General features: G+C 60.3%; 21 protein-coding genes. 20 read left to right on the forward strand and 1 reads right to left on the reverse strand.

The window, feature by feature from the left end; translation table 11 throughout:
- Positions 1-88: 88 nt before the first annotated feature.
- From queA to PSH91_RS04970, 6 genes are all read left to right on the forward strand, one after another.
- Positions 89-1,138 (forward strand): tRNA preQ1(34) S-adenosylmethionine ribosyltransferase-isomerase QueA, encoded by a 1,050-nt coding sequence (queA, locus tag PSH91_RS04945; RefSeq protein WP_027913127.1) that lies wholly within the window; start codon positions 89-91, stop codon positions 1,136-1,138.
- Positions 1,139-1,152: 14 nt separating this feature from the next.
- Positions 1,153-2,268 carry a tRNA guanosine(34) transglycosylase Tgt gene (gene tgt, locus PSH91_RS04950; RefSeq protein ID WP_160891620.1) on the forward strand — a complete coding sequence of 372 codons (1,116 nt, stop codon included), beginning with the start codon at positions 1,153-1,155 and terminating at the stop codon, positions 2,266-2,268.
- Between the two features lie 43 nt (positions 2,269-2,311).
- Complete coding sequence (gene yajC, locus PSH91_RS04955; RefSeq protein ID WP_007956696.1) at positions 2,312-2,647, forward strand: preprotein translocase subunit YajC; 336 nt, start codon at positions 2,312-2,314, stop codon at positions 2,645-2,647.
- Between the two features lie 63 nt (positions 2,648-2,710).
- Positions 2,711-4,579 (forward strand): protein translocase subunit SecD, encoded by a 1,869-nt coding sequence (secD, locus tag PSH91_RS04960; protein ID WP_047227464.1) that lies wholly within the window; start codon positions 2,711-2,713, stop codon positions 4,577-4,579.
- Positions 4,580-4,588: 9 nt separating this feature from the next.
- Positions 4,589-5,503, forward strand: a complete 915-nt coding sequence (gene secF, locus PSH91_RS04965; RefSeq protein ID WP_305467484.1) for a protein translocase subunit SecF — start codon at positions 4,589-4,591, stop codon at positions 5,501-5,503.
- A 116-nt stretch (positions 5,504-5,619) separates the two neighbouring features.
- Positions 5,620-6,168 (forward strand): glycine zipper 2TM domain-containing protein, encoded by a 549-nt coding sequence (locus tag PSH91_RS04970; RefSeq protein ID WP_047227466.1) that lies wholly within the window; start codon positions 5,620-5,622, stop codon positions 6,166-6,168.
- A 290-nt stretch (positions 6,169-6,458) separates the two neighbouring features.
- On the opposite strand, the gene suhB is transcribed toward PSH91_RS04970, so the two are convergent.
- Entirely contained in the window at positions 6,459-7,277 is an 819-nt protein-coding gene (gene suhB, locus PSH91_RS04975) for an inositol-phosphate phosphatase (protein WP_003185165.1), read from the reverse strand.
- A gap of 144 nt (positions 7,278-7,421) precedes the next feature.
- Here suhB and trmJ point away from each other — a divergent pair, with 144 nt between their 5' ends.
- The 14 genes from trmJ to PSH91_RS05045 all read left to right on the forward strand — a co-directional run bounded on the left by trmJ (position 7,422) and on the right by PSH91_RS05045 (position 18,271).
- Positions 7,422-8,192, forward strand: coding sequence for a tRNA (cytosine(32)/uridine(32)-2'-O)-methyltransferase TrmJ (trmJ, locus tag PSH91_RS04980; protein WP_047227467.1), 771 nt, complete (start codon positions 7,422-7,424; stop codon positions 8,190-8,192).
- A 2-nt stretch (positions 8,193-8,194) separates the two neighbouring features.
- On the forward strand, positions 8,195-8,971 hold the full coding sequence (gene cysE / locus PSH91_RS04985) for a serine O-acetyltransferase (protein ID WP_139051097.1): 777 nt from the start codon (positions 8,195-8,197) through the stop codon (positions 8,969-8,971).
- Positions 8,972-9,238: 267 nt separating this feature from the next.
- A complete protein-coding gene (gene iscR, locus PSH91_RS04990) occupies positions 9,239-9,730 on the forward strand; it encodes a Fe-S cluster assembly transcriptional regulator IscR (RefSeq protein ID WP_047227469.1) in 492 nt (163 codons plus the stop codon).
- Positions 9,731-9,780: 50 nt separating this feature from the next.
- A complete protein-coding gene (locus tag PSH91_RS04995) occupies positions 9,781-10,995 on the forward strand; it encodes an IscS subfamily cysteine desulfurase (RefSeq protein WP_305467486.1) in 1,215 nt (404 codons plus the stop codon).
- Between the two features lie 43 nt (positions 10,996-11,038).
- The gene (gene iscU / locus PSH91_RS05000; protein ID WP_003185157.1) at positions 11,039-11,425 is read left to right on the forward strand and encodes a Fe-S cluster assembly scaffold IscU; all 387 of its coding nucleotides are present in this window, start codon (positions 11,039-11,041) and stop codon (positions 11,423-11,425) included.
- 24 nt (positions 11,426-11,449) lie between these two features.
- Positions 11,450-11,773 (forward strand): iron-sulfur cluster assembly protein IscA, encoded by a 324-nt coding sequence (gene iscA, locus PSH91_RS05005; protein WP_047227471.1) that lies wholly within the window; start codon positions 11,450-11,452, stop codon positions 11,771-11,773.
- Between the two features lie 8 nt (positions 11,774-11,781).
- Positions 11,782-12,303 carry a co-chaperone HscB gene (gene hscB, locus PSH91_RS05010; protein WP_047227472.1) on the forward strand — a complete coding sequence of 174 codons (522 nt, stop codon included), beginning with the start codon at positions 11,782-11,784 and terminating at the stop codon, positions 12,301-12,303.
- 50 nt (positions 12,304-12,353) lie between these two features.
- Positions 12,354-14,216, forward strand: a complete 1,863-nt coding sequence (gene hscA, locus PSH91_RS05015) for a Fe-S protein assembly chaperone HscA (protein ID WP_305467489.1) — start codon at positions 12,354-12,356, stop codon at positions 14,214-14,216.
- A gap of 3 nt (positions 14,217-14,219) precedes the next feature.
- On the forward strand, positions 14,220-14,561 hold the full coding sequence (fdx, locus tag PSH91_RS05020; protein ID WP_046063912.1) for an ISC system 2Fe-2S type ferredoxin: 342 nt from the start codon (positions 14,220-14,222) through the stop codon (positions 14,559-14,561).
- A gap of 13 nt (positions 14,562-14,574) precedes the next feature.
- Entirely contained in the window at positions 14,575-14,775 is a 201-nt protein-coding gene (iscX, locus tag PSH91_RS05025) for a Fe-S cluster assembly protein IscX (protein ID WP_274090881.1), read from the forward strand.
- A gap of 88 nt (positions 14,776-14,863) precedes the next feature.
- Positions 14,864-15,289 (forward strand): nucleoside-diphosphate kinase, encoded by a 426-nt coding sequence (gene ndk, locus PSH91_RS05030; protein WP_042727994.1) that lies wholly within the window; start codon positions 14,864-14,866, stop codon positions 15,287-15,289.
- Positions 15,290-15,317: 28 nt separating this feature from the next.
- A complete protein-coding gene (gene rlmN, locus PSH91_RS05035; RefSeq protein ID WP_047227475.1) occupies positions 15,318-16,466 on the forward strand; it encodes a 23S rRNA (adenine(2503)-C(2))-methyltransferase RlmN in 1,149 nt (382 codons plus the stop codon).
- A 12-nt stretch (positions 16,467-16,478) separates the two neighbouring features.
- Positions 16,479-17,237 carry a type IV pilus biogenesis/stability protein PilW gene (gene pilW, locus PSH91_RS05040; RefSeq protein ID WP_047227476.1) on the forward strand — a complete coding sequence of 253 codons (759 nt, stop codon included), beginning with the start codon at positions 16,479-16,481 and terminating at the stop codon, positions 17,235-17,237.
- The gene (locus PSH91_RS05045) at positions 17,237-18,271 is read left to right on the forward strand and encodes a RodZ family helix-turn-helix domain-containing protein (protein ID WP_305467493.1); all 1,035 of its coding nucleotides are present in this window, start codon (positions 17,237-17,239) and stop codon (positions 18,269-18,271) included. Before pilW ends, PSH91_RS05045 begins: the two co-directional genes overlap by 1 nt.
- The last annotated feature ends 3 nt before the right edge of the window (positions 18,272-18,274 follow it).

The raw sequence follows: 18,274 nt of genomic DNA on the forward strand, positions 1-18,274 counted from the left end.
AGAGGTGCCTACCGTTGGTCAATCACGTTTCATGGTGAATTTTTGATAATTCCGCTAGACTTTCCGGCCCTGCTAGACGAACCCCATCATGCGTGTTGCTGACTTTACCTTCGAACTCCCTGATTCGCTGATCGCTCGCCACCCTCTGGCCGAGCGTCGCGCCAGTCGACTGTTGACCCTGGATGGGGTCAGCGGTGCCATGGCTCACCGTCAATTCACTGATTTGCTTGAGCATTTGCGCCCGGGCGATTTGATGGTGTTCAACAATACCCGGGTGATTCCGGCGCGTTTGTTTGGCCAGAAGGCCTCCGGTGGCAAGCTGGAGATTCTGGTGGAGCGGGTGCTGGACAGTCATCGGGTGCTGGCCCATGTGCGGTCGAGCAAGTCGCCCAAGCCGGGTTCGTCGATTTTGATCGACGGCGGCGGTGAGGCGGTGATGGTGGCGCGGCATGATGCGTTGTTCGAGCTGGCGTTTGCCGAAGAGGTGTTGCCGCTGCTCGACCGTGTCGGGCACATGCCGTTGCCTCCTTATATAGACCGCCCGGACGAAGGTTCGGACCGCGAGCGTTATCAGACCGTGTACGCCGAGCGCTTGGGGGCGGTGGCGGCGCCGACGGCGGGGCTGCATTTTGATCAGCCGTTGCTGGAGGCGATTGCCGCCAAGGGCGTGGAGACGGCGTTTGTGACGCTGCACGTCGGTGCCGGCACGTTTCAGCCGGTGCGGGTGGAGCGCATCGAAGATCACCACATGCACAATGAATGGCTGGAAGTGAGCCAGGAAGTGGTCGATGCCGTGGCGGCCTGTCGCGCGCGCGGTGGGCGGGTGGTGGCGGTGGGGACCACCAGTGTGCGGTCTCTGGAAAGCGCTGCGCGTGATGGCGTGCTCAAGCCGTTCAGTGGCGACACTGACATCTTTATCTACCCGGGCCGGCCGTTTCATGTGGTCGATGCCCTGGTCACCAATTTTCATTTGCCCGAATCCACGCTGTTGATGCTGGTTTCGGCGTTCGCCGGTTATCCCGAAGCCATGGCCGCCTACAAGGCCGCCGTCGAGCATGGATACCGCTTTTTCAGCTACGGTGATGCGATGTTCATCACCCGTAACCCCGCGCCACGCGGACCCGAGGAAACAGTATGAGTCGCACCTGTCGCATGTCCTTCGAGTTGCTTGCTACCGATGGCAAGGCTCGTCGCGGTCGTCTGACCTTCCCCCGCGGTACGGTGGAAACCCCCGCGTTCATGCCGGTGGGCACTTACGGCACGGTCAAGGGCATGCTGCCACGGGATATTGTGGCCACGGGCGCGGAGATCATCCTCGGCAACACGTTCCACCTGTGGTTGCGCCCGGGCATGGAAGTGATCAAGGCCCACGGTGACTTGCACGATTTCATGCAGTGGAAAGGCCCGATTCTGACCGACTCCGGCGGTTTCCAGGTGTTCAGCCTGGGCGCGATGCGCAAGATCAAGGAGGAGGGCGTGACCTTCGCTTCTCCGGTGGATGGCGCCAAGGTGTTCATGGGGCCGGAAGAGTCGATGCAGGTCCAGCGCGACCTGGGCTCGGACATCGTGATGATCTTTGACGAATGCACGCCGTACCCGGCCGATGAAGATGTGGCGCGGGTGTCCATGGAGCTGTCGTTGCGCTGGGCCCAGCGCTCCAAGAACGCCCATGGCGAGAACACGGCGGCGCTGTTCGGCATCGTCCAGGGCGGCATGCACCAGGATTTGCGTATGCGCTCGCTCGAAGGCCTCGACAAGATCGGCTTCGACGGCCTGGCCATCGGCGGTCTGTCGGTGGGTGAACCCAAGCATGAAATGATCAAGGTGCTCGATTACCTGCCGGGCCAGATGCCGGCTGACAAACCTCGTTACCTTATGGGCGTTGGCAAACCGGAAGATCTGGTTGAGGGTGTGCGCCGCGGTGTGGACATGTTCGATTGCGTGATGCCAACCCGTAATGCCCGCAATGGGCATCTGTTCATTGATACAGGCGTGCTGAAGATCCGTAACGCGTTCCATCGCCATGATGAATCGCCGCTGGATCCGACCTGCGATTGCTACACCTGCCAGAACTTCTCCCGTGCTTATCTGCACCATTTGGACAAGTGCGGCGAAATGCTGGGTAGCATGTTGAATACCATCCACAATTTGCGCCATTACCAGGTGCTTATGGCTGGTTTGCGCGAGGCTATTCAACAGGGTACATTGGCCGCCTTTGTCGATGCCTTCTATGCCAAGCGCGGGTTGCCTGTTCCGCCCTTGGACTGAGTTTTCCGATCCTAAGATTCAATACTTGCAACTGGAGTGCTAAATGAGCTTTTTTATCTCTAATGCCATGGCTGATGCCGCTGCCCCTGCAGCAGCGCCAATGGGTGGCGGTTTCGAGTGGATTTTCCTGGTTGGCTTTCTGGTCATCTTCTACCTGATGATCTGGCGTCCACAGGCCAAGCGTGCCAAAGAGCAGAAGAACCTGCTCAGCAGCCTGCAAAAGGGCGATGAAGTGGTCACCACCGGCGGCATCGCTGGCAAGATCACCAAAGTGGCCGATGACTTCGTGGTACTGGAAGTGTCCGACACCGTTGAAATGAAATTCCAGAAGGGCGCCATCGCGGCCACGCTGCCAAAAGGCACGCTGAAAGCGATCTAAGTAACAACTTCTATTCAATCGACGGGGCGCGCAAGGCGCCCCGCGTCATAAGCGGGCGGCGTGATGCTGAACAAATACCCTCTGTGGAAATATTTACTGATCCTGGCGGTGCTGGCGGTCGGTCTGATTTATTCCGCTCCCAATCTTTATCCTGATGACCCGGCCATTCAGGTCAGTGGCGCAAGCACTGCCTTGCAGGTCACTCAGGCCGATCTGGACCGTGCGAGCGCTGCGCTCAAGGCCTCCGGTATCGACGTGAAGGCCGCGACCATTGCCGAAGGCGGCAAGGGCGGTTTGTTGCGTCTGCTCAAGGCTGAAGACCAGCTGCCGGCCAAGGACGTGGTGCGCAAGGCCCTCGGTGACGACTATGTCGTGGCCCTGAACCTGGCCCAGACCACCCCGCAATGGCTGCGCAACCTCGGCGCGCATCCGATGAAGCTGGGTCTGGACTTGTCCGGTGGTGTGCACTTCCTGCTGGAAGTGGACATGGACAAAGCGCTGGATGCACGCTTGAAAGTCTACGAAGGCGACGTCAAGAGCCTGTTGCGTAAAGAGCGTCTGCGCTATCGCAGCCTGCCGCAGCTCGACGGTGCCATTCAGCTGGGTTTCACTGACGAAGATGTACGCGAGAAGGCCCGTGCGCTGATCCGCAAGAACTTCAACGATTTCGACATTGTGCCAGCCGACCTCAATGGTCAGCCGGTGCTGCGTCTGGCGATGACCCCGGCCAAGCTGGCGGAAATCCGCGAATACTCCATCAAGCAGAACTTGACCACGGTGCGTAACCGGGTCAACGAGCTGGGTGTGGCCGAGCCGATCGTGCAGCGCCAGGGCGCCAACCGCATCGTGGTTGAGCTGCCGGGCGTGCAGGACACTGCCGAAGCCAAGCGTATCCTCGGCAAGACCGCCAACCTGGAATTCCGTCTCGCGGCCGAACCGGGTGCTTCCCGCGCCACTACCGAGAGCTTCGAGTTCCGTGAAGGCGGTCGTCCGGCGGCGCAGATCGAGCGCGGCCTGATCATCACCGGTGACCAGGTGACCGACGCCCAGGCGGGCTTCGACGAGCAGGGTCGCCCACAGGTGAACATTCGCCTGGATGGCCACGGCGGCGAACTGATGAGCCGCGCCACGCGCAGCAACGTCGGTCGCAGCATGGCGGTGATCTTCATCGAGCAGAAGCCGACCACCACTTACACCAAGCAAGTGGTCAACGGCGTCGAGAAAGACGTACCGGTCCAGACGTTCAAGGAAGAGAAAAAGATCATCAGCCTGGCGACCATCCAGTCGCCACTGGGCAGCCAGTTCCGCATCACCGGCCTCAATGGCCAGGGTGAATCCTCGGAACTGGCCCTGCTGCTGCGTGCCGGTGGTCTGGCTGCGCCGATGTACTTCGCTGAAGAGCGCACCATTGGCCCGAGCCTGGGTGCCGACAACATTGCCAAGGGTGTCGATGCATCGCTGTGGGGCATGCTGTTTGTCTCTCTGTTCATCATCGCCATCTACCGCTTCTTCGGCCTGATCGCCACGGTTGCGCTGGCGGTGAACATGGTGCTGCTGCTGGCGCTGATGTCGCTGCTGGGGGCTACGCTGACCCTGCCGGGTATTGCCGGTATCGTGTTGACCATGGGTATGGCGGTGGACGCCAACGTGCTGATCTTCTCGCGGATTCGTGAAGAGATCGCCGCGGGCATGTCGGTCCAGCGTGCAATCAACGAAGGCTTCGGCCGGGCATTTACTGCGATTATCGACGCCAACCTGACCACCTTGCTGGTGGGCGGGATTCTCTTCGCCATGGGCACCGGCCCGGTGAAGGGCTTCGCAGTGACCATGTCCCTCGGGATCTTTACCTCGATGTTCACAGCCATTCTGGTGACCCGTGCAATGGTCAACCTGATTTATGGTGGCCGTGACTTCAAGAAGTTGTGGATTTAAGGGGCTGCCATGTTACGTACAATCAACTTCATGGGCGTTCGCAACGTTGCGTTCGGCGTCACTGTATTGCTGACCTTACTGGCGTTGTTCAGCTGGTTCAGCAAGGGCCTGAACTACGGCCTGGATTTCACCGGCGGTACGCTGATCGAGCTGACCTACGAGCGTCCGGCCGATGTCACCAAGGTGCGCGAGCAACTGATGACCTCGGGTTACACCGACGCTGTGGTGCAGAGCTTTGGCGCGACCACCGATCTGCTGGTGCGGATGCCGGGTGAAGACCCGCAACTGGGTCAGCAAGTGGCCGAGGCCTTGCAGAAGGCTGGTGGCGACAACCCGGCGCAGGTCAAGCGTGTCGAGTATGTCGGCCCGCAGGTGGGTGAAGAGCTGCGCGACCAGGGCGGCCTCGGCATGCTGATGGCGCTGGGCGGGATCCTGCTGTACCTGGCTTTCCGCTTTCAGTGGAAGTTCGCGGTGGGCGCGATTGTCTCGCTGATCCACGACGTGATCGTGACTGTGGGCATCCTGTCGTTCTTCCAGATCACCTTCGATTTGACGGTGTTGGCGGCGGTGCTGGCGATCATCGGTTACTCGCTCAACGACACCATCGTGGTGTTCGACCGGGTGCGTGAAAACTTCCGTGTGCTGCGCAAGGCGACGCTGATCGAGAACATCAACATCTCGACCACCCAGACCCTGCTGCGGACCATGGCGACGTCGATCTCCACGTTGCTGGCGATCGGCGCGCTGCTGATTTTCGGTGGCGACAACCTGTTCGGCTTCTCCATTGCGCTGTTCATTGGTGTATTGGCGGGTACTTACTCGTCGATCTACATCGCCAACGTGGTGTTGATCTGGCTGAACCTGAGCACCGAGGATTTGATTCCTCCGGTGGCCTCCGACACGGAAGTGGACGACCGACCATAAGGTTTGGTCTCCGCCCGTCACGGCCTGAAAGGCGCGAGTTGAACTCGCGCCTTTTTTTGTGCTCCAAGGCTGGGAGAAGCGCGGATAAATCCGCATGTGATGGTCAGGAGGTTCAAGTGAACAAATCGATGCTGGTTGGTGCGGTATTGGGTGCTGTCGGTGTGACTGCCGGTGGTGCGGTAGCCACCTACAGCTTGGTCAAAAGCGGCCCTGAGTATGCGCAAGTATTGGCCGTGGACCCGGTTAAAACACAAATCAAGACCCCCCGTGAAGTGTGCAAGGACGTCACCGTGACCCGGCAGAAGCCGGTCCAGGATCAACACCAGATCGCCGGTACCGTATTGGGCGCCGTGGCCGGTGGCCTGTTGGGCAACCAGATCGGCGGCGGCACCGGCAAGAAAATCGCCACCGTGGCGGGTGCGGCCGGCGGCGGTTATGCCGGTAACAAGATTCAGGAAGGCATGCAGGAGCGAGACACCTACACCACCACCCAAACTCGCTGCAACACGGTCAACGACATCAGCGATAAGGTTGTAGGTTATGACGTTCGCTACATGCTCGATGGCAAGGAAGGCAAAGTCCGCATGGACCGCGACCCGGGCAACCAGATCCCGGTGAACAAGGAAGGCCAACTGATCCTGGGGCAGAACGAACCGGCTCAGTGATCCAGCGGTTATGAAGAAGCACCCTTCGGGGTGCTTTTTTTACGCCCGCATTTTATGGCCCGCCACCCATCCCCTGTGGGAGCGAGCCTGCTCGCGATAGCGGTTGAATGTTGATCGTTCCCACGCTCTGCGTGGGAATGCCGCCAGGGACGCTCCGCGTTCCGCTTCTAGAGGTGACGCAGAGCGTCACCGGATGCATTCCCACGCAGAGCGTGGGAACGATCAGTGAGTGGTGTGAGACAGGCATAAAAAAAGCACCCCGAAAGGTGCTTTTTCTGTAGCCGAGCTGCTTAGCGCTTCAGCGAAGCCGGCAGGTGTGGCTGGATAGCGGTGAGTACGGCCTTGAAGCATTTGGTGTTGCCGGCAACGATGTGGCCTTTTTCAAGGAAGTCGTGGCCGCCGGTGAAGTCGCTCACCAAACCACCGGCTTCCTGGATCAGCAGGGCGCCTGCTGCCATGTCCCATTCGGACAGGCCCGACTCCCAGAATGCATCGAAACGACCGGCGGCGACATATGCCAGGTCCAGGCTCGCGGCGCCAGCGCGGCGGATGCCGGCGGTCTGGCCGACCAGGGCGCGGAACATGCCCAGGTAGTTGTCCAGGTTGTCCATCTGGTCATCGCGGAACGGGAAGCCGGTACCCAGCAGGGCGCCGTCCAGGCTGGTGCGACCGCTGACGCGCAGGCGACGACCGTTCAACTGGGCGCCACGGCCACGGCTGGCGGTGAATTCTTCCTGGCGAACCGGGTCCAGCACGACGGCGTGTTCCAGGCGACCACGGTATTTGCAGGCGATGCTGACAGCGAAATGAGGGATGCCGCGCAGGAAGTTGGTGGTGCCGTCCAGCGGATCGATGATCCACAGGTACTCTTCGCCTTCGATGCCGGTGCCGGCGTGCATGCCGGTCTCTTCACCCAGGATCGAGTGGTTCGGGTAAGCCTTGCGCAGTGCGTCGACGATTTTCTGTTCGGCGGCGCGATCAACCTCGGACACGTAGTCCTTGGCGTCTTTTTCATCGACCTTGATGGTATCCAGGCGCTCGATGGAGCGGAAGATCAGTTCACTGGCGCTGCGGGCGGCGCGCAGCGCGATATTCAGCATGGGCTGCATGGATGTGTCACCTAAGGTTGTTAAAGAAAGCCGCGCATTCTATCAGAAAGTTTTCCCAGGAGAAGGTTGGTGTTCGCTTTCATAGCTTAACGGTAGGTGCTTAGGTAAGATTTGCTCCCTTTATCGTGTTCGAGAGCGCCTCCCTTGTTGCAGAACATTCGTGTCGTCCTGGTCAATACCAGCCATCCGGGAAATATCGGCGGGGCTGCGCGGGCCATGAAGAACATGGGCCTGTCGCGGCTGGTGCTGGTCGAGCCACGCTCGTTTCCCCATCACGAAGCCGACGCCCGGGCTTCCGGCGCCGGTGACATCCTGGCAGCCGCCCAAGTGGTCGCCACCCTGGAAGACGCCCTGGTGGGCTGCAACCTGGTGCTTGGCACCAGCGCCCGCGACCGCCGTATCCCCTGGCCGCTGCTCGATCCCCGCGAATGCGGAACGAAAGTGGTCGAGGAAGCCGGGCAGGGCGCTGAGATCGCTCTTGTGTTTGGTCGTGAAGATTCCGGCCTGACCAACGAAGAGCTGCAGCGATGTCACTTTCACGTGCATATCCCTTCCGACCCACAGTTCAGTTCCCTGAACCTCGGGGCGGCGGTGCAGGTGTTGAGTTATGAAGTGCGCATGGCCTGGCTGGCAGCCGAAGGCAAGCCCAGCAAGGTGGAAAAATTCGAGGCCACGTCGCCGCGCAGTGAGACACTGGCGACCATGGACGAGCTGGAGCGGCTCTATGAGCACCTGGAGCAGACCCTGGTGGACATCGAGTTTCTTGACCCGGACAAGCCCCGGCACTTGATGGCGCGCCTGCGTCGGTTGTACGGACGAAGCTCGGTCAGCCGGGCGGAGATGAATATATTGCGCGGCATCCTCACGGAAACCCAGAAAGCGGCCCGTGGCGAGCTGATTAAGCGGAAGGAATAAAGATGTTCGATCGTTTGCGTGAAGATATCCAAAGCGTTTTCCATCGTGACCCGGCGGCGCGCAATGCCTTTGAAGTGCTGACCTGCTACCCGGGCATGCACGCCATCTGGATCCATCGCCTGTCGAGTGCCTTGTGGGGCATGGGCTGGAAGTGGTTGGCTCGAGTTGTCTCCAACTTCGGACGCTGGTTGACCGGGATCGAGATCCACCCGGGCGCCAAGGTCGGTCGCCGGTTCTTCATCGACCACGGCATGGGCATTGTCATTGGTGAAACCGCCGAGATCGGCGATGACGTGACGCTCTACCAGGGCGTGACCCTCGGCGGCACCAGCTGGAACAAAGGCAAGCGCCACCCGACGCTGGAAGACGGCGTGGTGGTCGGTGCCGGCGCCAAGGTGCTCGGGCCGTTCACGGTGGGAGCGGGGGCGAAAGTCGGCTCCAATGCGGTGGTGACCAAGGCTGTGCCGGCCGGTGCAACCGTAGTGGGCATTCCGGGGCGGATCATCGTCAAGACCGATGACGAGCAGGACGCCCGCCGCAAGGCCATGGCCGAGAAGATCGGCTTCGATGCCTACGGTGTTGGCGAAGACATGCCCGACCCGGTCGCCCGTGCCATCAATCAACTGCTCGATCACCTGCAGGCCGTCGATGGGCGCCTGGAGGGCATGTGCGGCGCCCTGAAGGACCTGGGCAGTAATTACTGCGCCAAGGACCTGCCTGAACTGCGCGAGGAAGATTTTGCGTGTGTGAAGGACAAGGATGAAAGCCAGGCCAGCTGAAACCCTGCTGGCCTCATCGCGAGCAGGCTCGCTCCCACAGGGGATTTGCAATGGCCACAAAATCGAAGGCCGCCGCAGATCCAATGTGGGAGCGAGCTTGCTCGCGATGAACGATAACGCGGTATCACTGGTCGCCGCCGACCAGCCTTTGCTATGATGCGCGCGCTCTTTTGCGGGTAAACCTGAGTAAAGCACTAGGTCTTATACTTGACTTAAATACTCGGGAATTGCATACTCGCCCCATTCCGAACTCCGTGGTAATTGTCCATGCGACTGACTACAAAAGGCCGATACGCCGTGACCGCGATGCTGGATTTGGCATTGCATGCGCAGCACGGGCCGGTGTCCCTGGCCGATATCTCCGAGCGCCAGGGCATTTCCCTGTCTTACCTTGAACAGCTGTTCGCCAAGCTGCGCCGCAGTAACCTGGTTTCCAGTGTGCGCGGCCCCGGCGGCGGTTATCAGCTGTCACGCGACATGCAGGGCATCCAGGTTGCCCAGGTGATCGACGCGGTGAACGAATCGGTCGATGCGACCAAATGCCAGGGCCTTGGCGACTGCCATGGCGGCGATACTTGCCTGACCCACCACTTGTGGTGTGACTTGAGCCTGCAGATCCACGAATTTCTTAGCGGTATCAGCTTGGCTGACCTTGTAACTCGTCGTGAGGTGCAGGAAGTAGCCCAGCGTCAGGACCAGCGTCGTTGCAATGGCAAGACGCCGCACCTGGACAAGATTGAAGCGTCCGCCGTCGAATGACCGCCGCAGAGCAAGCGGAACGCCAGCCAGCCTGATTTAGGAGAAAGTCCATGAAATTGCCGATTTACCTTGATTACTCTGCGACCACCCCGGTTGATCCGCGTGTCGCGCAAAAGATGAGTGAATGCCTGCTGGTCGACGGAAACTTCGGTAACCCGGCGTCCCGCTCCCACGTGTTCGGCTGGAAAGCTGAAGAGTCGGTCGAAAACGCCCGCCGCCAGGTCGCTGACCTGGTCAATGCCGACCCGCGTGAAATCGTCTGGACCTCTGGTGCTACTGAGTCCGACAACCTGGCAATCAAGGGTGTCGCGCACTTCTATCACACCAAGGGCAAGCACCTGATCACCTCCAAGATCGAGCACAAGGCTGTCCTGGACACCATGCGCCAACTGGAGCGTGAAGGCTTCGAAGTCACCTACATCGAGCCGGGTGAAGACGGCATCATCACCCCGGCCATGGTGGAAGCCGCACTGCGCGACGACACCATCCTGGTTTCGATCATGCATGTGAACAACGAAATCGGCACCGTCAACGACATCGAGGCCATCGGCGAGCTGACCCGCTCCAAGGGCGTCCTGTTCCACGTCGACGGCGCGCAGTCCACCGGCAAGGTCGACATTGACCTGTCGAAGCTCAAAGTCGACCTGATGTCGTTCTCTGCCCACAAGACCTACGGCCCTAAAGGCATCGGCGCGCTGTACGTGAGCCGCAAGCCGCGTGTTCGCCTCGAAGCGACCATGCACGGCGGCGGTCACGAGCGTGGCATGCGTTCCGGCACCCTGGCGACCCACCAGATTGTCGGCATGGGCGAAGCCTTCCGTGTGGCCAAGGAAGACATGGCCGCCGAGAACGTACGCATCAAGGCCCTGAGCGACCGCTTCTTCAAGCAGGTCGAGCACCTCGAGGAGCTTTACGTCAACGGCAGCATGATCGCCCGCGTACCGCACAACCTGAACTTGAGCTTCAACTACGTTGAAGGCGAGTCGCTGATCATGGCGCTCAAGGATCTGGCCGTGTCGTCCGGTTCGGCATGCACCTCGGCGTCCCTCGAGCCTTCGTACGTACTGCGCGCCCTGGGCCGCAACGACGAACTGGCCCACAGCTCGATCCGCTTCACCTTCGGCCGCTTCACCACCGAAGAAGAAATCGATTACGCCGCGCAGAAAGTCTGCGAGGCCGTTACCAAGCTGCGTGCTCTTTCGCCGCTGTGGGACATGTACAAAGACGGCGTCGACATCTCGAAAATCGAGTGGGCGGCGCACTGAAGAAGTCGCCACCAGAGCGGCTCACTGATGAGGATTGAAGCAAATGGCATATAGCGAAAAGGTCATCGACCACTACGAAAACCCGCGCAACGTCGGCAAGATGGACGCGCAGGATCCTGATGTTGGCACCGGCATGGTCGGCGCCCCAGCGTGCGGCGACGTCATGCGTCTGCAGATCAAGGTCAACGAGCAAGGCATCATCGAAGACGCCAAGTTCAAGACCTACGGCTGCGGTTCGGCCATTGCGTCCAGCTCCCTGGCCACCGAGTGGATGAAGGGCAAGACCCTTGATGAGGCTGAAACCATCAAGAACACTCAGTTGGCCGAAGAACTGGCCCTGCCGCCAGTGAAGATCCACTGCTCGGTACTCGCCGAGGACGCCATCAAGGCTGCCGTTCGCGATTACAAGCAGAAGAAAGGCTTGATCTGATCCGCGCACAGGTAAGGAGTTTTCATGGCTATCCAGATGACAGAAGCGGCAGCTAAGCATGTGCAGCGCTCTCTTGAGGGGCGCGGCAAGGGCGAGGGTATCCGCCTGGGTGTTCGCACCACGGGCTGCTCTGGTCTTGCCTACGTGCTCGAATTCGTCGACGAAGTGGGCGAAGACGATCAGGTGTTCGAGAGTCATGGTCAGAAAGTGATCATCGACCCGAAAAGCCTGACGTACCTGGACGGCACTGAGCTGGATTTCGTCAAGGAAGGGTTGAACGAAGGCTTCAAGTTCAACAACCCCAACGTGCGCGGTGAATGTGGCTGCGGCGAAAGCTTCAACATCTGAGGCGGCTTGTGGGTACTCCTTGTCATTTTGCTTTGTTCCAGTTGCAGCCGGGCTTTTCCCTGGATCTCGAGCAGTTGTCCGCTCGTTATCTGGAGCTGGCCCGCGGCGTCCATCCCGACCGCTTCGCTGATGCCTCGGAGGCAGAGCAGCGGCGCGCGCTGGAACAGTCGGCGAACCTCAACGACGCTTACCAGACGCTCAAGAACCCGGCCAAGCGCGCGCGTTATCTGCTGGCCATCAGTGGTCATGAGTTGCCTCTGGAAGTCACCGTGCATGATCCCGAGTTTCTGTTGCAGCAGATGCAGTGGCGCGAAGAGCTCGAAGATCTGCAGGACAGCGCCGATCTGGCCGGTGTCGCGGTGTTCAAGCGCCGCTTGAAGGACGCCCAGCACACCTTGAATGAAAGCTTCGCAGCCTGTTGGGACGATGCCGCGCAACGCGAACAGGCCGAACGCCTGATGCGGCGCATGCAGTTCCTCGACAAGCTCACCTACGAAGTGCGCCAGCTCGAAGAGCGCCTCGACGATTAACCCAGTGCCGCTCCGGTCGCACGCCTGATTACAGATAAGTCCTGATTACGATGGCCCTACTGCAGATCGCCGAACCCGGCCAAAGTCCACAACCGCACCAGCGTCGCCTGGCTGTGGGAATTGACTTGGGTACTACCAATTCCCTGGTCGCTGCGTTGCGCAGCGGTCTTTCCGAACCGCTGGCCGATGAGCGGGGGCAAGTGATCCTGCCGTCCGCCGTGCGCTATCACGCCGATCATGTGGAAGTGGGCGAGTCAGCCAAGCTGGCCGCCGCGACCGATCCGTTCAATACCATTGTGTCGGTCAAGCGCCTGATGGGGCGTGGTCTGTCCGACGTCAAGCAATTGGGTGATCAGCTGCCGTACCGTTTCGTCGACGGCGAATCCCACATGCCGTTCATTGAAACGGTGCAGGGCCCGAAAAGCCCGGTGGAAGTTTCCGCTGACATTCTCAAGGTGCTGCGCCAGCGCGCCGAAGCGGCATTGGGCGGCGAATTGGTCGGTGCGGTCATCACTGTCCCGGCCTATTTCGACGACGCCCAGCGTCAAGCCACCAAGGACGCGGCCAAGCTGGCCGGTCTGAACGTGCTGCGCCTGCTCAACGAGCCGACCGCCGCTGCGGTGGCCTACGGTCTGGACCAGCACGCCGAAGGCCTCGTCGCGATCTATGACTTGGGCGGCGGCACCTTTGATATCTCCATTCTGCGCCTGACCGGCGGTGTATTCGAAGTCCTGGCCACCGGCGGCGACAGCGCCCTGGGCGGCGATGACTTCGATCACGCCATCGCCGGCTGGATCATCGAGCAAGCGGGCCTGTCCGCCGACCTTGATCCGGGCGCGCAACGTCACCTGCTGCAAACGGCCTGCGCCGCCAAGGAAGCCCTGACCGACGCTGCAAGTGTCGAAGTGGCGTACGGCGACTGGAAGGCTGCACTGAGCCGTGAGGCCTTTGATGCGCTGATCGAGCCCATGGTTGCCCGCAGCCTCAAGGCTTGCCGCCGCGCCGTGCGTGATTCCGGCGTGGAGCTCGAAGACGTCAAGGCCGTGGTCATGGTTGGTGGTTCGACCCGTGTGCCTCGGGTTCGCGAAGCCGTTGCCGAGGCCTTTGGCCGCCAGCCGCTGACTGAAATCGACCCGGACCAGGTGGTTGCCATCGGCGCCGCGATCCAGGCCGATACACTGGCCGGCAACAAGCGCGACGGCGGCGAGCTGCTGTTGCTCGACGTGATTCCATTGTCCCTGGGGCTGGAAACCATGGGCGGCCTCATGGAAAAGGTGATTCCGCGCAACACCACCATCCCCGTTGCCCGCGCCCAGGACTTCACCACTTATAAAGACGGCCAGTCGGCCATGATGATTCATGTGCTGCAAGGCGAGCGTGAACTGATCAGCGACTGCCGTTCCCTGGCTCGCTTCGAATTGCGCGGCATCCCGGCGATGGTGGCCGGTGCGGCGAAGATCCGCGTGACCTTCCAGGTCGACGCCGACGGTTTGCTCAATGTTTCCGCCCGCGAGCTGGGTTCAGGCGTCGAGGCGAGCATCCAGGTCAAGCCGTCCTACGGCCTGACCGACGGCGAAATCGCCAAAATGCTCAAGGATTCGTTCCAGCATGCCAGCGACGACAAGGTCGCTCGGGTGTTGCGCGAGCAGCAGGTCGACGGCCAGCGTCTGGTCGAAGCCGTGCAGGCCGCTCTTGAGGCCGATGGTGACCGTCTGCTGGACGCAGAGGAACGCATGGTGATCGAGCTGCAAATGCAGGAATTGTCTGAATTGATCAAAGGCACCGATGGTTATGCCATCGAGCAGCAGACCAAGCGTCTGTCGCAAGTCACCGATGCCTTTGCTGCCCGCCGCCTGGACTCGACGGTCAAAGCCGCCCTGGCGGGGCGCAACCTGAATGAAATTGAGGAATAACTGATGCCGCAGGTGATTTTTCTGCCCCACGAGAAGTTCTGTCCCGAGGGCATGGTCGTGGAGTGTGAGCCCGGAATTTCCATTCTCGAGCTGGCCCATGAGCACCATATCGAGATGGAAAGTGCCTGTGGCGGCGTCTGTGCGTGCACGACTTGCCATTGCATTATTCGCGAGGGCTTCGATTCGCTGGAAGAAGCGGACGAGTTGGAAGAAGATTTCCTCGATAAGGCCTGGGGCCTGGAAGCCCAATCGCGTCTGGGCTGCCAAGCCATTGTCGGCACCGAAGACCTGACCGTCGAAATTCCGAAATATTCGCTTAACCATGCGGCCGAAGCGCCGCACTGATGGTGACACTGTCATGAGCTATGGTTGGAATGATGTACAACGCATCGCAGAAGAACTGGCCGAAGCCAAGCCGGACGTGAATCCGTTGACTGTGAATTTTGTCGATCTGCAGCGCTGGATCATGGAGCTTCCCGATTTTGACAATACCTCTGGCCGTTGTGGCGAGAAGGTGTTGGAGGCCGTCCAACAGCTCTGGATCGATGAAATCGACTGATCCACCTGGCAGGTTAGGCAATACCCCTGAACCCGCGTATAATTCGCGGGTTTAATTTTTCGCAAATTACCGTTTCTGGAGTTACACCATGGCTGTTCAACGTACTTTCTCCATCATCAAGCCTGACGCCGTTGCTAAAAACGTGATCGGCAAGATCGTTACCCGCTTCGAAGACGCTGGCCTGCGCGTTGTAGCTTCGAAAATGAAGCAACTGTCCAAAGCCGAAGCCGAAGGCTTCTACGCTGAGCACAGCGAGCGCGGCTTCTTCGGTGAGCTGGTTGCCTTCATGACTTCCGGTCCGGTTGTCGTTCAGGTGCTGGAAGGCGAAAACGCCATTGCTCGCAACCGTGAGCTGATGGGCGCCACCAACCCTAAAGAAGCTGCTGCCGGCACCATCCGTGCTGACTTCGCTGAGTCGATCGACGCCAACGCCGTTCACGGTTCGGACTCCGAAGCCGCTGCTGCTCGCGAAATCGCTTACTTTTTCTCCGCTACTGAAGTAACCACTCGCTAAGCCCAGGCTTTTGAGTGAAGGTGAATCCATGACTACATCGAACGGCAAAACCAACCTGTTGGGCCTGACCCAGCCGGAAATGGAGAAATTCTTCGACTCGATCGGGGAGAAGCGTTTCCGTGCCGGCCAGGTGATGAAATGGATTCACCACTTTGGCGTCGACGACTTCGACGCCATGACGAATGTCAGCAAGGCCCTGCGCGAAAAGCTCAAGGCCGTTGCTGAAATTCGCGGTCCGGAAGTGGTCAGCGAGGACATCTCCAGCGACGGCACCCGTAAGTGGGTGGTGCGCGTGGCGTCCGGCAGCTGCGTCGAGACCGTCTACATTCCCCAGGGCAAACGCGGCACCTTGTGCGTTTCGTCCCAGGCAGGCTGTGCCCTGGATTGCAGTTTCTGCTCCACCGGCAAGCAAGGCTTCAATAGCAACCTCACCGCCGCCGAAGTGATCGGCCAGGTGTGGATTGCCAACAAATCCTTTGGCAGCGTCCCGGCGACCGTCGACCGTGCCATCACCAACGTGGTGATGATGGGCATGGGTGAGCCGCTGCTGAACTTCGACAACGTCATCGCTGCCATGCACCTGATGATGGATGATCTGGGTTATGGCATCTCCAAGCGCCGGGTGACCCTGTCCACCTCCGGCGTGGTGCCGATGATCGATGAGCTGGCCAAGCACATCGACGTCTCCTTGGCGTTGTCGCTGCACGCACCCAATGACGCATTGCGTAACCAATTGGTGCCGATCAACAAGAAATATCCGCTTAAGATGCTGCTGGAATCGTGTCAGCGCTACATGTCGTCCCTGGGCGAAAAGCGCGTGCTGACCATCGAGTACACGCTGCTCAAGGACGTGAACGACAAGGTTGAACACGCGGTCGAGATGATCGAGCTGCTCAAGAACATCCCTTGCAAGATCAACCTGATCCCGTTCAACCCGTTCCCGCATTCCGGTTACGAGCGTCCGAGCAACAACGCGATTCGTCGCTTCCAGGACCAGCTTCATCACGCGGGCTTCAACGTCACCGTGCGTACCACCCGCGGCGAAGACATCGATGCCGCGTGTGGCCAATTGGTAGGACAGGTGCTGGATCGCACCCGTCGCAGTGAACGCTACATTGCCGTGCGTGAGTTGAACGCCGCCGACGATGTCGCGCAAAACGCTGCGAACAGTCACTAAGAGAGGAACTCTATGTCCCTGCGCTTCGCGCTGCTGTTGCTGTTGGCCGGTCTTTGCACCGGCTGTGTTCTGTCGGGTGACTACAACCCCATGAAAACCAGCAAGGGGCGCGATGAGGCGCGTGAAGCCTATGTGCAATTGGGCATAGGCTATCTGCAACAGGGCATGACCGAGCGGGCCAAGGTGCCGCTCAAGAAAGCCCTGGAGCTGGACGATTCAGATGCTGATGCCAACGCGGCCCTGGCGTTGGTATTCCAGGCCGAGATGGAACCTGAACTGGCCGACGCGCATTTTCGCAAGGCGCTCTCCGCTGTGCCGCAGGATGCGCGGATCCTGAACAACTACGGCAGCTTCCTTTTCGAGCAGAAGCGTTACAAAGAGGCCTACGAGCGCTTCGAGCAGGCGACCGCCGATACCCTTTACCCCGAGCGTTCGCGGGTGTTTGAAAACCTGGGCATGACGGCCTCGAAACTCGGCCAGCGTGATCTGGCTCGCCAGCAGCTTGAAAAAGCGCTGCGGCTCAACCGCCAGCAGCCACGGGCATTGCTGGAAATGGCTGAGTTGTCTTACGAAGACAGGCATTATGTGCCCGCGCGCGATTATTACGAACGTTTTAGCCTGCTGAGCGAGCAAAATGCACGTAGTCTATTGCTCGGTGTTCGGCTGGCCCACGTGTTCGAAGATCGTGACAAGGCCGCCAGTTTTGGCCTGCAACTAAAAAGACTCTATCCCGGTACGCCGGAATATCAGCAATACCTGTCGGAGCAATGATGAAAGCGGCGCATCCTGAAGTTGTAGCAGCGACTCGCGTAAATCCCGGTGAGACCCTGCGCCAAGCTCGCGAAAGCAATGGTTGGTCGCTGGCAGAGGTGGCCCTCAAGCTCAATCTCACCGTGGCTTCCCTGGGCAACCTGGAAGCCGGCGCGTTCGATAAATTGCCTGGGCATACTTTCGCTCGGGGCTACATCCGTGCCTACGCCAAATTGCTCGGCATGGACCAGACCGAACTGGTCCAGCAATTCGATCAATACACCGGTTCCGACGCCCAGGGCAGCAGCGTGCACAGCCTGGGCCGCATCGAAGAGCCGGTTCGCGTTTCCCACACCATTTTGCGAATCGTCAGTTTGTTGCTGTTGATCGCGGTGATTGGTGGCGGTTTCCTCTGGTGGCAGGACCAGGCCGCCTTGCGCGCCAAGGATCCCATCGCCATGAACCCTGAGCATGTCGAGGTCGAAGGCGCCGACGGCACCACCCGCATACATCCGCTGGATGAGCCGGAAGATCAGGCTGTGGTGGAAGGCCAGAGCGCAGGGGAGACCAACCTGGTGTTGCCTCAGGGGCAGGATGGCGCAGATCCGGCCGTCGGTGCTGAACCGAGTGTGCCGGCCGCTCCGGCAGACGCGCCTGCTGCACCCGCCACGCCAGCCCCGACCGCCGCTACTCAAGCGCCGGCTGTACCGAGCACGCCAGCCCCTGTCGTCGAGACTCCGGCTGCGCCCGCCGCAGCGCCGGCAACTCCGACAGCCTCCACCACTGCGGTAGCGCCCGTCGCTCCCGCAGCCGGTCAAGGCCAGGTACAGATTCAATTTACCGCCGACTGCTGGACGCAGATCACCGATGGCACCGGCAAGGTGCTGTTCAGTGGCCTCAAGCGCAAGGGCGACAGCACTTCCGTCAACGGCACGCCGCCGTTTGCCGTGCGCCTGGGTTATGCCCGTGGCGCGCAGGTCAGCTACAACGGCCAACCGGTCGACGTGGCTCCGTTCACCAGTGGCGAGACCGCTCGCCTGAAGTTGGGTCAATAAGTC

It is taken from the genome of Pseudomonas sp. FP1154, assembly GCF_030687245.1.
Classification (GTDB): domain Bacteria; phylum Pseudomonadota; class Gammaproteobacteria; order Pseudomonadales; family Pseudomonadaceae; genus Aquipseudomonas; species Aquipseudomonas rhizophila.